At 57.7% G+C, this 14,392-nt stretch carries 14 protein-coding genes; 2 read left to right on the forward strand and 12 right to left on the reverse strand.

The features are described from left to right. Positions 1-379: 379 nt before the first annotated feature. The 7 genes from ACUXHH_RS06060 to infC all read right to left on the reverse strand — a co-directional run bounded on the left by ACUXHH_RS06060 (position 380) and on the right by infC (position 5,556). Positions 380-871: a (deoxy)nucleoside triphosphate pyrophosphohydrolase gene (locus ACUXHH_RS06060; RefSeq protein ID WP_279755191.1), complete on the reverse strand. Its 492-nt coding sequence runs from the start codon at positions 869-871 to the stop codon at positions 380-382. Then, a complete protein-coding gene (locus ACUXHH_RS06065) occupies positions 871-1,680 on the reverse strand; it encodes a DUF421 domain-containing protein (RefSeq protein WP_458391041.1) in 810 nt (269 codons plus the stop codon). The genes ACUXHH_RS06060 and ACUXHH_RS06065 overlap by 1 nt, the downstream gene beginning before the upstream one ends. A 118-nt stretch (positions 1,681-1,798) precedes the next feature. Next, positions 1,799-2,725, reverse strand: a complete 927-nt coding sequence (locus ACUXHH_RS06070) for a cation diffusion facilitator family transporter (RefSeq protein WP_371568186.1) — start codon at positions 2,723-2,725, stop codon at positions 1,799-1,801. Between the two features lie 119 nt (positions 2,726-2,844). Further along, positions 2,845-3,756 (reverse strand): TrmH family RNA methyltransferase, encoded by a 912-nt coding sequence (locus ACUXHH_RS06075; RefSeq protein WP_458391144.1) that lies wholly within the window; start codon positions 3,754-3,756, stop codon positions 2,845-2,847. Positions 3,757-3,967: 211 nt separating this feature from the next. Beyond that, positions 3,968-4,348, reverse strand: a complete 381-nt coding sequence (rplT, locus tag ACUXHH_RS06080) for a 50S ribosomal protein L20 (protein ID WP_005507127.1) — start codon at positions 4,346-4,348, stop codon at positions 3,968-3,970. Between the two features lie 114 nt (positions 4,349-4,462). Next, positions 4,463-4,657 (reverse strand): 50S ribosomal protein L35, encoded by a 195-nt coding sequence (gene rpmI / locus ACUXHH_RS06085; protein WP_004006287.1) that lies wholly within the window; start codon positions 4,655-4,657, stop codon positions 4,463-4,465. 197 nt (positions 4,658-4,854) lie between these two features. Continuing rightward, a complete protein-coding gene (gene infC / locus ACUXHH_RS06090) occupies positions 4,855-5,556 on the reverse strand; it encodes a translation initiation factor IF-3 (protein WP_083294482.1) in 702 nt (233 codons plus the stop codon). Positions 5,557-5,848: 292 nt separating this feature from the next. Here infC and ACUXHH_RS06095 point away from each other — a divergent pair, with 292 nt between their 5' ends. After that, the gene (locus ACUXHH_RS06095) at positions 5,849-6,271 is read left to right on the forward strand and encodes a DUF1844 domain-containing protein (RefSeq protein ID WP_458391042.1); all 423 of its coding nucleotides are present in this window, start codon (positions 5,849-5,851) and stop codon (positions 6,269-6,271) included. A gap of 174 nt (positions 6,272-6,445) precedes the next feature. On the opposite strand, the gene ACUXHH_RS06100 is transcribed toward ACUXHH_RS06095, so the two are convergent. The 3 genes from ACUXHH_RS06100 to ACUXHH_RS06110 form a co-directional block, all read right to left on the reverse strand. Continuing rightward, positions 6,446-7,234 carry a HisA/HisF-related TIM barrel protein gene (locus tag ACUXHH_RS06100; protein WP_458391043.1) on the reverse strand — a complete coding sequence of 263 codons (789 nt, stop codon included), beginning with the start codon at positions 7,232-7,234 and terminating at the stop codon, positions 6,446-6,448. Further along, positions 7,234-7,986, reverse strand: coding sequence for an imidazole glycerol phosphate synthase (locus tag ACUXHH_RS06105; RefSeq protein WP_458391044.1), 753 nt, complete (start codon positions 7,984-7,986; stop codon positions 7,234-7,236). The genes ACUXHH_RS06100 and ACUXHH_RS06105 overlap by 1 nt, the downstream gene beginning before the upstream one ends. Positions 7,987-8,105: 119 nt before the next feature. Beyond that, entirely contained in the window at positions 8,106-8,762 is a 657-nt protein-coding gene (locus tag ACUXHH_RS06110) for a LysM peptidoglycan-binding domain-containing protein (RefSeq protein WP_458391045.1), read from the reverse strand. A gap of 828 nt (positions 8,763-9,590) precedes the next feature. On the opposite strand from ACUXHH_RS06110, the gene lexA reads away from it, so the two are divergent. Continuing rightward, a complete protein-coding gene (gene lexA / locus ACUXHH_RS06115; RefSeq protein WP_070614766.1) occupies positions 9,591-10,265 on the forward strand; it encodes a transcriptional repressor LexA in 675 nt (224 codons plus the stop codon). A gap of 212 nt (positions 10,266-10,477) precedes the next feature. Here the strand turns inward: lexA and ACUXHH_RS06120 are convergent, their stop codons facing one another. Next, on the reverse strand, positions 10,478-12,550 hold the full coding sequence (locus ACUXHH_RS06120; protein ID WP_458391046.1) for an ATP-dependent DNA helicase: 2,073 nt from the start codon (positions 12,548-12,550) through the stop codon (positions 10,478-10,480). A 6-nt stretch (positions 12,551-12,556) separates the two neighbouring features. Next, entirely contained in the window at positions 12,557-14,272 is a 1,716-nt protein-coding gene (gene hflX, locus ACUXHH_RS06125; RefSeq protein ID WP_279755189.1) for a GTPase HflX, read from the reverse strand. Positions 14,273-14,392 lie beyond the last annotated feature (120 nt).

The raw sequence follows: 14,392 nt of genomic DNA on the forward strand, positions 1-14,392 counted from the left end.
TCAGTATCACCAATTAGTTAGTTTTCTCTTACCTAATAAACATACGGTGATTGGTGCTAGATTGCATCCCGGCTGATGGGGCTACACATGCCTAAAATCGCCTATATCTTTACGGTGCCGGTTCTTAGACACGACCTGTCGCCATAACTTTACGCACTTTGAATAAACACCCTAATAAACACGCAAGTCAGGATCACATGGCGCATAAATCACCCTTAAAACATGAATAAAGGCGGGACTCCCCACAGGGAATCCCACCTTCAAACAGTGTCAAAAAAAGATAGAGAAAATTTATCCTGTTACCGCCGCGAACTTGTTACACAACGGGAATTAGCCTTGCACCAAACTAACACAGAGTCTTAGCACTACGGCATTAGGATTATGCCTCGCCAACACCTGCATCCTGCAATTGCTGAAGAAGAGCCACAACAATCGGCAAATCCGCCGGGATCCACGGCAAACCCAGCAAATCATCATACGCCTGCGCGTCATCCCTAGAGTTCGGTAGCGGCATCCACCGCAGAGCACTGTGATCTTCCAAAGTATCCGGAGTACCAGAAAAAATCTCAGCAAAGAACACACGCATCGCCAGGCGCTCGTTTAGTGGCCAACCTTGAACGTGCGGTCCGGGCACCTCAGCACCCACAAGAATCCGTACGCCCAGTTCCTCACTCAGCTCACGCGCCAGAGCCTGCTCGCAGCTCTCTGCCGCCTCGACCTTCCCACCGGGAAATTCCCAGAGGCCCGCCAGGATGGGTGGCGCCGAGCGTTGGGCAATCAGCAGGCGGGTGGGATTCTTGAAAGAATCCAAAACTGCTGCACCTACCACCTGCACTTCAAAGTGTTCGGGCACCTGGTTAGAGGTAGACACTACTGCTCCTTCTTCTCCTTAGGGGCCACCTGAGCGTCAGTAGCCTTATCCATGTCCTCAGAATTGCCGTCCTGCTGTTTATCAGTTTTCTCGATGCCTGTCTTCCACTCTTCTTCCTCGTCATTCATATTCGAGGTTTCTACCACCTCACGGCGAATATTAGTGCCGTCGTTCAGCAGAATCAGCAAGCGGTTGCCGTTCTTAAACTCCATAAGGAAGATATCCTCAAGCTCAACCTTAGCTGCACGTAGCTGCAAACGCACCCAATCCTCAGTCTTGTGAGCATCCGCAATATCGCGAGTCACCAGGGTTCCCTTCACCACCAGGGTAAAGTTTGGAACACCGTCACCCTTACGAATCACGCTCAGCGCGCCATTCAGCTCAATCTGAGCGAACTCAATTTCTTCCAGGTCGTAAATACCTTGCGCACGCAGATCTGCTACCAGATGCATCGGGTCAAGTACCACGTCGGACTGTTGGAAGCTCTTAATATCGATATCGCCATCAGTAATGACCGGCACGCGCTGCTCACGCACCGCCATATGCAAAAAATGAATCTTCGAAGTCGCCACATTCAGCAGCTGAATCATACACAACGTAAAGACCAGGTAAACGATGAAGTAGAACAGACTAATCTGCTCGCTATACAGTACACCACCAATCAGACCACCAATCACAAAGTTACCGATGGTATCAATCGGGGTCTGGTGCCCCGCCTGAGAACGGTGGGTCAGGCGTAGATACACCAGGATGATGACCAGACCGAAGAAAATCTTCAGCAAGCCGTCAGTCACCATTTCGACAGTCATGAATCGTCTCTCCTATACGTTTGTGTGTTTAAGTGGATATGCCTCACCTGCTGTGTCTGCGCGGTATGATACGCCCACAAGAGGCGCCAGCACAGGTGCCGCCCCAAGGAACCAGTATCTAGGCGTCGGCCCGCAAAATATCCGGCTCCAGGTAGATTATGCGGGCAGCAGGGACAGCCTCGCGAATACGAACCTCAGCCGCATCAATCTCATCAGCCACAGCGCGGCCAGTATCAGCATCATGAATACGGATCTTAGCCGCCACCAGAATCTCCTCTGGACCCAGGTGCACGGTCTTAATATGGATAATGCGCTCGCTATCGCCATCCTCAATCGCTGCACGAATCTTCGCCAAATCCTCAGCAGAAGCAGCCTCACCCAAAATCAGCGACTTCATCTCCACGGCAAGGAACACAGCGATAAAGACTAGCAGCACACCGATAGCCAGCGTACCGAACGCATCCCACAGACCGTTACCGGTCAGCAAGGTCATACCCACACCGAAGAGCGCAAACATCAGACCCAGCAACGCACCCGCATCCTCCAGCAGAAGAACCGGAAGCTCCGGGTTCTTCGAAGTACGCAAGAAACGCATCCAGCTCTGCTTGCCCTTCAGCTCACGCGACTCCTTCACCGCCACGCGGAACGAATTACCCTCCAGCAGAATCGAACCCACCAGAACAGCCACCGGAACCCACTGCCACTCAGTAATACCGTGCGGGTCATGTAGCTTCTCATAACCCTCATACAGAGCAAATAAGCCACCCAGGGCAAAGATAATAATCGACACAATAAACGCGTAAATATAGCGATTACGGCCATAACCAAACGGGTGCTCCTCATCAGCTTGCTTCTGCGAAGCACGACCGCCCACCAGAAGCAACACCTGATTACCGGAATCAGCCACCGAATGGATACCCTCCGCCAGCATCGACGAGGAACGAGTCAGCGCAAAAGCCAAAAACTTCAGCGCCGCAATACCCAGGTTCGCACCCAGCGCAGCAACAATCGCGCCCGAACCCGAATGACCAGAAGGAGCAGACATAATTTCCCTTTCTACAGCCCTAATCCTGCATTCTCAAACCTATACGGTCGAGGCGGCCCGCCACTGTTTCACAGCTACGAACCGCCCCGAAACCTCGTAAAAATATAGCGAGATAAACCCTAGCGAGAAACACCACGCTGAGCCATCGCCGAAGCATACAGACACACAGCAGCAGCCGTACCCACATTCAAAGACTCAGCCGAACCATAGACAGGCACCGCCACGCGCATCGTGGCGGCAGCCTTCTCCTCAGCATTCAGGCCCTGAGCCTCATTACCAAAAAGCCACATGGTCGGCTTAGAAAGATCAAAATTACCCTTCACACCGGAAGGGGCACTCGCCTCCACACCGGCACGACGAGCCGCCGTGTACTCACTCAGCTCCTGCAGATTCACCGCACCATAGCCGTCAGCAGCCAGCACTACAGTACCCTGAGACTTCACATCCTCCGCGAAATCCTCCAGCTGCACACCCTGAATAACTGGCACGTGGAACAGAGAACCAGCAGTAGAACGCACCGTCTTCGGGTTATACAAATCCACCGAACCCTTAGTCGTAATCACCAGGTCAGCGCCAGCCGCATCAGCCACACGAAGAATAGTGCCCGCATTACCCGGATCCTGCACACGAGACAGCACAGCAATCAGCTTCGGGTTCAACGCGCCCTCACCCCACAGCAGCGCGAACGACGCATCAACCATAAAGGAAACCGCAATAATGCCCTGCGGGTTCACCGAATCAGCCATCGCCTCCAGCACCTCATCGGTCACCACACGCATAAAGACGCGGCGGCCCTCCTCCGGGGTGGGGGTGCCGTACACCTGCTCCAGCAGCTCAGCGATATCCTCGTGACGGTCGAAAGCTGCCTCCGTGACATAGACAGCATCCAGAATCGGCTTCTTCAGATGCGCCTTCAACGCCTCACGCACAGCCTGCGGGCCTTCCACCAGGAACTGGCCCTTCTTCGTGCGGGCAGCGCGGGTACGCAGCTTGGCAATATCACGCACACGATCTGCCTGCGGATTGGACATCACAACGGGGGTACTAATACGTTCAAAAAAGTTCACTCTTAAAGGGTACACAGCCAAAGGCACACCCAAAAAACGCAGAACAGTCACGCAAGCAACCCCCAGATACGCAGAAAGCGGCCGCCCACACTCAAAAGTGCAGACGGCCGCTCACGACGCTTACGCATCTTACCCCGAACCTAGATCTTCGAGGTAAGAACACAACCTAGGCTCATTAAGCCTTGGGAGCCGAGGTGTCCTCGGGCAGGTTGTTCTTAGCAATCTCAACCAGTGCGTTGAAGGCAGCGGGCTCGTTAACAGCCAGCTCAGCCAGCATACGGCGGTCAACCTCAACACCAGCAGCCTTCAGGCCCTGGATGAAGCGGTTGTAGGTCAGGCCCTGTGCGCGGGAAGCAGCGTTGATACGCTGAATCCACAGGCGACGGAAGTCACCCTTCTTCTTACGACGGTGGTCGTAGCTGTAAACCAGCGAGTGAGTGACCTGCTCCTTAGCCTTACGGTACAGGCGAGAACGCTGACCGCGGTAGCCGGATGCACGATCGAGAATAGTACGGCGCTTCTTGTGCGCGTTAACCGCGCGCTTCACACGTGCCACGTGTGTCTCCTTCGTCTTATGTCCTGAACAGCTCACATATCACGCTGAACAGGAGCGAGTCTTTAATCAGTGCGCACCGCTATCGGTACGCCAGGTGCAGAGAGTAAGCGGTGCTTACTTACCCAGCATCTTCTTGACAACCTTTGCCTGGCCGCCGGTAACGATCTGGTCAGAAGCCAGACGACGGGTCAGACGAGAGGACTTGTGCTCCAGGTAGTGGCGACGGTTCGCCTGCTGGCGCTTAACCTTGCCGCTACCGGTGAGCTTGAAGCGCTTCTTAGCACCAGAGTGGGTCTTCTGCTTCGGCATAGCTGCCGTTCTCCTTACATTCATCCCCCACCACAATGGCGGGGTAGCTTAGTGGGGTTGAGCGATAGACGCATCAGCCCCAAGGACCAAAGATGAGGCACCCCTGAGGAGGCGCCTCGGAACCGGCACCGGGTGAACCCGCAACACCCACCCAACGGTGGAGGCGCGTGCCCATCCTAAAGTGACGACCCGGTTCCCTACTCGGCGGAAGCCTGTGCCTTCAACTCGGCAGGCATAGCGTCTGCCAGAGAATTAGTTACGGGCTTCGCCTTGGTCGTGTCAATACGCTCGCGACCCTTGCGACCGCCGGCGCCCTGCTCACGGCGAGCCTCTGCCTTACCGCGAAGCGGAGCCAGAACCATCACCATGTTACGGCCATCCTGACGGGGGCGAGACTCAACAGTACTCACCTCAGCCAGCTCAGCCGCCAGACGCTCCAGCAGACGCACACCCATCTCGGGGCGCTGCTGCTCACGACCACGGAACTGAATCATTGCCTTGACCTTGTCACCACCGGAAAGGAAACGACGAGCGTGCCCAACCTTGGTTTCGTAGTCGTGGGTATCAATCTTCAGGCGGAAACGGATCTCCTTCAGAACGGCATTAACCTGCTTCTTGCGGGATTCACGAGCCTTGATTGCGGCTTCGTACTTGTACTTACCGTAATCCATGAGCTTGCACACGGGCGGCTTCGCGTTCGGGGCAACCTCGACCAGGTCGAGTTCAGCGTCCTCAGCCAGACGCAGAGCGTCCTTCAGAGGGACAACGCCTACCTGCTCGCCACCGGGACCGACAAGACGGACCTCGGGAACGCGGATACGATCGTTAATGCGTGGTTCGCTAATGACTAGCTCCTGTGCTCTGTGGGTTTCCCCGTGAATACTATCCGTTGCGGGCACTAAAAAAGCCCCCGCAGTTACACAAGCGGAGGCACAAACCAGCGTACGCCGAAAGCGGCGGACAAACCCGTTCACCTCAAAACTCGCAAGCTAACGCCTGCAGCGGTCAACCGGGTGGGAGGCATGCTCCACTTGCAAACTGCCTACAACCATACCGCAGATTCCCCGACAGACGCAAGGATTTAGACGTAAAACACCATAAAAATTGCGGGAAATCGCGCAGGTGGCTCGCCCGACGGTCACGCTTAAGGACGCATTTACCGAAACAAACGAAATATGAGATTCTAGGACTATGAGCACTGAAAACACGAGTTTCCGCTTCACAGCGGAAGAAGAAACCCCCGTACACGGACACACCGAACTCACCGAAGAGCAGGTCGAAGCCGTCAACGAACAGCTTCGCGACATTGCAGACGTACCCGCCATCGAAGTCATCAGCTCCGCAGCCATCCACATGATGAGCGCCGCAGCCGTCAAGTGCGGCCTGGCAGCCGAGGAAAACGCTGACGATCTCAAGGACCTCGACGAAGCACGCAAGCTTATCACCGCACTGGCAGGCCTCGTCACCGCCGCCGCACCCGAAATCGGCTCCCAGCACGCAGCACCCTTGCGCGACGGCCTGCGCACCCTACAGCTCGCCTTCCGCGAAGCGTCTCCCTTCCCGGACGATCCCGGCAAGGGCCCCGGCGAAAAGCTCACCGGCCCGGTGTACTAAACCAAACTGGTGCACTAAGCCAGGACGTGCACTAAACCAGCTGGTCTACTAAGCCGTATCTGGTGTATGTCATCACGAAGCCCCGCCTCCCTTGTGCTGAGGAAGGCGGGGCTTCGTCATACATAAAACCTATGCGGATAAGAAATCTACTCGGATTTGAGCGGAGCGGTAACTTTAGCGGGAGCCAGCGGCCTCAAGAGCCTGCTCAAAACTAAAGTTACCCACATACAGCGCCTTACCAAGCACCACGCCCTCCAAACCAGAAGGCACAACAGAACGCAGCTTCACAAGATCAGCCAGCGACGCCACACCACCAGACGCCACCACCCGACAGGCCGTCTGAGCCAGTACCTCATCCAGCAGCTCCGCACCGGGGCCCGCCAGAGAACCGTCCTTACTGACATCCGTGACGATATAGCGGCGCACGCCCGCGCTCTCCAGCCACGCCAGCGCCTCCGCTAAATCAGGACCCGACCAGTCGGTACCGCGAGCCACCGTCACCCAGCCCCGCTCGGGGTTGTAACGGGCATCGAGGCCAAGAGCCAGAAGATCAGAATTGGCATAACGAGCCAGAACACCTTCAAGCCAGGAAGAATCCGCCAGAGCCGCACTAGTCACGTTTACACGGTCCGGGCTCAAGCTCAGGGCGCGCTCCAGACTCTCAGCATTACGCACACCGCCGCTGACCTGAACACGAACCGGAGCGGAGCCGGTCATCCGGGCATTCTCAGCGCGGACAGCGGCAACCACCTCAGCCAGAACCTCAGTATTCGTGCCACGACCAAACGCTAAATCAAGATCAACCAGGTGAATCCAGCGAGCACCAGCCTTCACCCAGGTCAGAGCCGCCTCAACAGGGTCAAGGCGCTGCTCACCACCGGAGAGGGTGCCGCCCACCGGGCGCACCGCGTAGCCTTCAGAAATATCAACAGCGGGCAGAAGTTCAAGAATGGGTGCAGACATTAGTTACCTCCCGCAGCAGTAGCGGAGCCCTCAGAAGACAGGCGACCAGTCACCGCCAGGGATGCAACCCAGCGGCGCATAAACTCCGCACCCAGCTCGCCAGATTCCACCGGGCAGAATTGCACCGCCGTCAGCGGACCGTTCTCAACTGCCGCGATATAGGCAGGTTCGGTGACAGTCCAAGTCACCGCGGGAGGGGCAATATATTCAATGCTCTGATCAAAAGCCCACTCAAAAACGGCGTGCTCAGATTTGAAGTGAGCCTCACCCTCAAGATCCTTGAGCAGCGCGCTATCGGAGGAAGAACGCAGGGCAGACACACCGGGCACCAGGTCGCGGGTAGAAAGCTCCACACTCTCACCGGGCCATTCCCCCATGCACTGCACCTGAATCTGCCCCATCTGCGGATGCTTCACCGTAACGGAGTCGAAGAGGCAAGTCAACGCTGCACCGGCAACCAACATCGGACGACCGCCAGCCACACGGCGACCAATCACGCGCTCAGCATCCTTAGCTTTCAGATCTTCGTACGCCTCGAGAGAGCTCGCACCGCCGGTAACCACCATTCCGTCAGCCTCACGCAACTGATCGGGTATATCGGTCACGATAACCTGTGCCCCCGCATTCTGAAGAAGCTTCACCAGGGCGCCACGAGTTCCGGGTTTCCCCAAAACAGCAACCACAGGACGAGCGGTCTGAGCACTCTGTACAGATTCAGTTTCGACAGGTGTGGGTTCAACGGGAACAGGCATCGGTGCGCTCCTATTTCATAGGCTCAAGAATTTGGCTCAAGCGCTCTAGCTTGAGAGATGAAGAGTTCGGAGTCAAGACACCAACCTCATGCAGAAGCCAACCACACACGGGTCCATGCTTAGCGCTGAGTCTGAGGAATTTCCAGATGCTGACCGGTATCAACAGAGGTGCTAGTCAACGAGTTCAACTCCATAATACGAACCACAGTATCACGGGTGTCACCTTGCGGATCCACCGCCTGAGCAATATCCCACAGGGTCTCGCCGTGCTTGACCACAACGATGGTTCGAGTCGCCGAAGCGTTCTCCACGGAAGCAGAAGCCGCCGGGCCAAAGAAGCTAATAGCACCGAGCACAATCAGCACCGCCAAAGTCAGCAGAGGCAGCCCTTTCAGGAAACCGCGCACAGTACCAAGACGACGGATAGAAGAGGGAATCGCGCGCAGAAGCTCGCCGCCCTTAGCCTGAAGAACGCTCTTCAGTCGAGGCGCCTGTGGATCAGAGACAGTCTGCACACCAGAAGCTACAGAGCGAACCGGCGCCTGAGTGGAAGCCAAGGTGGCAGAAACGGTAGGAGCATGGGTAGGCAGAGCCATCGGCGCAGGGCGGGGTGCATGAGCCGCACGAGAAGAGCGAACAGACTGCGAAGATGCAGGCACACGAGAACGCCCCTGCACGGTGCGGGCGGACACAGTGCGGGCAGGGTGAAGTACCACCAAACCTGCCGGAAGGTGTGCAGAAGTGCCACGAGAAGCAATAGGTGCTGCAAGAGTCATTGTGGTTCCTTTCTCTCAGCTCGCCCCGGGGTTACCCCGCGGGTCTAGCAATGCCGAGCGATACCCGCTCGGAGGTCCTAGTTGAGTGATAACTATGGAGTGGTGATTGTTAAGCAATAACTATTGGATAGCTATTCTCTAGTTAGGTCAGAGCACCGGATACACCGGGTTGCGTTGGGTCGCCCCAGCACCCCCATCCCCTGCGCTCTCTCTTCGCCAGATGACCCCTAGAGCATCCGGGGTAGATAGTGCGAAGAGAGACAGAGGATTCGAATACATTCGAACACTCATTCACTCGCCCCTCCTGGAAGACTCCGGACCGAATCTTCGAATATTTTTCGAACATTCACCCGCAAATCCTGAGTTTCAGGAGAGATTCAAGAGTATATACGAAATTTTATTCTAAAGTATAGCAGATATGTACTAAAAATTTCTTCGAGCTTCGAAGAAAAAATCTAGAATATTTGTTTGAGTTTTTCGGTGTAGTGTTCTACACTGGTGTCAAGAGACGTTCCACACGCTCCTGATGAGTCCTACTCACAGCAGGTTTCTGTACCCGTTACAGCTTGGTTCTGTATCAAAATGCAGGTGCTACTGAGTGAGTTTTATAGGGCGGAGGCGCATACTCGTTGCCCGCGTATCGCTCCGGCACGGATAGAATTCCTCCACCCCCTGACGAGATAAGACCCATTTCGGCAGAACCAAAAAATCTTTAGGACACCATCGGAAAACGTGTGAAGCACCCATCCGTGCCCCGACCGGACTGTGTCTCAAACAGACTACAGAGACCGGAATACAGAATTCGGGGCACAGACCGAAGGAAAAGAAATGGCAACAGCACCCCGTCCGGCGCTGACCGCGCGCCAGCAGAAGATTCTTGACGCGATCCGCACCGAGATTGAACAAAAGGGTTACCCGCCGTCCATGCGCCAGATTGGTGACATGGTGGGTCTTGCATCCCTATCCTCGGTCACTCACCAGCTCGGTCGTCTCGAGACCATGGGCTACATTCGCCGCGACCCGAAGCTCCCCCGCGCCATTGAGGTGCTGGATGAGAACGGCGTCGGCATCCACGGTAGTTCCTCCTCGTCCCTGCCCGAGCTGCCGAATTTCGAAGTCGGCGATGAAGACCTCGTACCCGTTCCCCTGGTTGGACGAATTGCAGCGGGCGGTCCCATCACCGCCGAGCAGTCCGTGGAGGATGTGCTTGCCCTGCCCCGCCAGCTGGTAGGTAACGGCAAGCTCTTCATGCTCAAGGTCAAGGGCGATTCCATGATTGACGCCGCAATCTGCGACGGCGACTGGGTGGTTGTCCGCGAGCAGCACACCGCAGACAACGGCGATATCGTTGCTGCTCTGCTCGACGATGAAGCAACCGTGAAGGTGTTCCGTCAGGTTGACGGCCACACCTGGCTCATGCCGCGCAACTCTAACTACGAGCCGATTATGGGTGACCGCGCAACCGTCATGGGTAAGGTCGTCTCCGTGCTGCGCAGTCTCTAGAAGACGCGGGCTCTCACCAGCGCAGCCTCTAAAAGCAGCTGGGTCTAAATAGCACGACTTCTAACAGACATAACCGTTAGGCCTTTTAGCTCTCTATAGAAATCATCCCGGTGATACGTGAACGTTCACGTATCACCGGGATGATTCCTATATGTCCAAATTTATAGCCCAAAGCGGAGCGGCGGTGCGGCATGGAATGAATCTCGCCCGAGCTAACGCTCAATACTTGCTGAAAGACGAGCCAGCGCACCCATCACGGCTGCCTTATTCTGCGTCGACCACATCGGCGGCATCGCCTTCATCAAGAAACCGCCGTAACGTTTAGTCGCAACACGAGAATCCAGCACAGCCACCACGCCGCGGTCAGACACCGAACGAATCAGGCGGCCCGCCCCCTGCGCCATACGAATCGCCGCATGGTGAGCAGAAACCGCCATAAAGCCGTTACCGCGGTGACGGTTCACCGCCTCCGTACGCGCCTGCGCAATCGGATCATCCGGGCGCGGGAACGGAATGCGGTCCATCACCACCAGGCGGCAAGAGTCACCGGGAACGTCCACGCCCTGCCATAGGCTCATCGTTCCGAACAGACACGAGTCAACGTCCTCGCTGAACTCCTCCACTAGAGCCTTGAGCGAAGACTCCCCCTGCAGAAGAATGTTCAGGTCGCTATGCTCACGCATGTACTCGGCGGCACGCTCAGCAGCACGCTTTGAGGAAAACAGGCCCAGGGCACCGCCCTCCGACGCCTCGCACAGCTCACGCAGACGCTCCAGCTGACCCTCATGCACACCAAATCCCGGAGGTTTCAAATCCCCGGCAACATACATAATGCCCTGCTTGCGGTAGTCGAAAGGCGAACCCACGTCGATGCTCGTCCAGCGCGGCGCGCCCTCGCCCTGCAGTCCCAGGGCGGCGGCTGCAACATCAAAAGAGTCACCCACCGTTAGGGTCGCACTCGTCAAAATCACGGTGCGGTCAGCGAACAGTCCGTCACGCAACTGCAGACCGACGCTCAACGGGGCGATGTTCAGGGTCGCCGGGTCGGTATCGGAAGCAGCAACGTAGCGGCCGTTCTCCCAGCCACCCTGACGAGAAATCCACAGCACGTCCTGCTCAGCAGATGCCTCCAGAATGCGGCTACTCATATCGTGCACCTCAGAGACACGCGAGCGCGCCATCTGCAGGCCAGCGTCAACGTCCTGACCGTCCGGTTTGGTATCGGACAGGGCGGTGCGGGCGGCATCATTTACCGCAGAAATAGCGGTCAAAAGGCGACCGTCCAGGCCCTTCAACAGGCCCTCAGCAAGACCCTCGAAAGCAGTCTCCAGGGTGCCGGCAGCCATTTCCAGTGCGCCGGAATCAGCCTTCGAATGCTTCTTCACGCTACGTGCCGCACGGCGAACCATCGCAACCGTCAAAGAACCAGACACGGCACCGGTCACACGGTCCACCAGCTCATGAGCCTCATCAATAATGACCGTCTCATGTTCGGGTAGAACCTTCATGCCTTCAAAAGCGTTAATCGCCAGCAGGGCGTGGTTCGTGATGACGATGTCAGCCTCAGCGGCACGGCTACGCGCCATCTCGCTAAAGCACTCTTCCACCAGCGGGCAGCGGCGGCCCAGACACTCGGCGGCGCTGACCGATACCTGAGCCCAGGCACGGTCAGAGACACCGGGCTTCAACTCGTCACGGTCGCCGGTCTCCGTGCGGTCGGCCCACTCGCGCAGGCGCACCACTTCCTCACCCACGCGGGAAGTTGAAGAAGGCATGTCAAAGAGAGCATCCGGCTCGTCTTCCGGGTAGCCGCCCTCCAGCTTGTGCAGGCAGAGGTAGTTATTGCGGCCTTTGAGCAGAGCAACCTGCGCCTGCGACTCCGGGCGCGGCTCCAGCGCTTGTAGAAGACGCGGAATATCGCGGTTCACGATCTGCGCCTGCAGGGCAAGGGTCGCCGTCGCAACCACAATCGGCTGGTCTGACTCCTCCACCCGCGCCAGGGCAGGCACCAGGTAGCCCAGGGATTTACCGGTGCCGGTACCCGCCTGGACCAGCAGGTGACGCTGCAGTTCAAGAGCCTGCGCCACATGCGCCACCATGGTGCGCTGACCGGCACGATTCTGACCGCCAGTGGCGGCAACCGCCTCGTCCAGCAGGGTCAGGGCATCCTTCGCACCGGGCAGGGTCTCAAGCTCCTGCCCGGTGAATCGGGTGCCGTCGGTCGCCGATCCGGGCACGGTTCCCGGGGCGTTTTTGGGCGCGTTGATGCTCTCGGTCACGCTCATACGCTCCTAGAGAGCCTCGGCGGTAGAGGACTGCTCGGAAACAGATGCGGTCGCTTCAGCCAGGGTGTGTGCCTCCGCAAGTTCTTCCTCCAGAACCTCCAGCAGGTCGCCTTCCAGCACATACTCGGACAGTTCGGAGGCGACATCCTCACGAACCAAAGCCACCACGAAAGTGCCGTCCGATACGAAATCGGTGCTCCTAATTTCGGCATCCCACTCGTGCAGGCGCGAAATAATCTCACCGTGCGAGTACGGAATCAGCAGCTTCACTTCAATGGAGGGGCGCGGAATAGTGTCCGCAATCTTCTGCTTCAGCTCATCAATGCCCTCACCGGTACGCGCCGAAACGATTACGTGCTCCGGTTCGCGCTGACGCATACGCTCCAGCACGAACGGGTCGGCGGCATCAGCCTTATTCAGCACAATAATCTCGGGGATATGGCGGGCGTCAACCTCGGCAATGACCTCGCGGACAGCACGAATCTGCCCCTCCGGGTCCGGGTGCGAAGCATCCACCACGTGCAGGATGACGTCAGCGTCAGCGACCTCTTCCAAGGTGGAGCGGAAAGCCTCCACCAGCTGGGTCGGCAGCGAACGCACGAAACCCACCGTGTCAGAGAGGGTGTAGCCGATACCGTCCGGGGTCTGAGCCTTACGGACGGTCGGGTCCAGGGTCGCAAACAGGGCGTTCTCCACGAGCACGCCGGCATCGGTCAGACGGTTCAGCAGGGAGGACTTACCCGCATTCGTGTACCCGGCAATAGCAACCGAAGGCACACGGTTACGGCGACGGTTCAGACGCTTCGTTTCACGCGCCGGCGCCATCGCAGCAATCTCACGCTTAAGCTTCGCCATGCGAGCGCGCAGGCGGCGGCGGTCCATCTCGATCTTGGTTTCACCGGGACCACGCGAACCGATACCCTCACCGGCTGCGGCACGGCCACCCGCCTGACGGGACAGGGAGGCACCCCAACCACGCAGACGCGGCAACATGTACTCCAGCTGTGCCAGCTCAACCTGCGCCTTACCCTCTCGGGACTTGGCGTGCTGAGCGAAAATATCGAGAATCAGGGCGGTACGGTCAATGACCTTGACCTTCACAATGTCTTCGAGGGCACGACGCTGAGAGGGAGCCAATTCGGAGTCGACAATGACGGTGTCGGCGCCGGTCGCCTCCACAATGTCCTTGAGTTCCAGCGCCTTACCGGAGCCGAGGAAGGTGCCGGGGTCCGGCTTGAGTCGGCGCTGAACCAAACCGTCCAAAACCTCGGAACCTGCGGTTTCAGCCAGTGCCGCGAGCTCACGTAGGGAGTTCTCCGCGTCCTCTACGGTGCCTTCAGTCCACAGACCAGCCAGCACCACGCGCTCCAGGCGCAGCTGGCGGTACTCGACCTCGGTGACATCTTCAAGCTCGGTGGAGAGGTTTGCGATACGGCGCAGTGCGCGGCGCTCAGCGAGGTCTTCCTGGTCACCGTCATATTCGGAATGTTCGCGCTGAACGTCAGAAATTTCACGTGCGCGAGTATCCAGCACACGGCGGCTATTGTGGCTGCCGTGGGTGCTGGAAGAGTTATCGCTGTGATGCGCGGTACCGGCTGCGTCATACGTCGTGACGGAGGCAGTGGCCTGGGAGCGGCCCAGAACGCGGTCTACGGTGCGGCGCAACTGCTCATCACTGGGCAGCTTTTCGGTATCAGATACGGGGTTGTTCTTAGAATTCATACGACTCTAATTCTACCGCCGTTGCCCGCATCAGGTAGGGGATTCGGTCGCCTGTGCGCTGAGGGCGTGCAAGCTGCCGACCCGCCCCGTGCATTCTCTGCCCGTGTGCGGCGGGTTCTT

Source organism: Rothia sp. 110740021-2, from assembly GCF_054263775.1.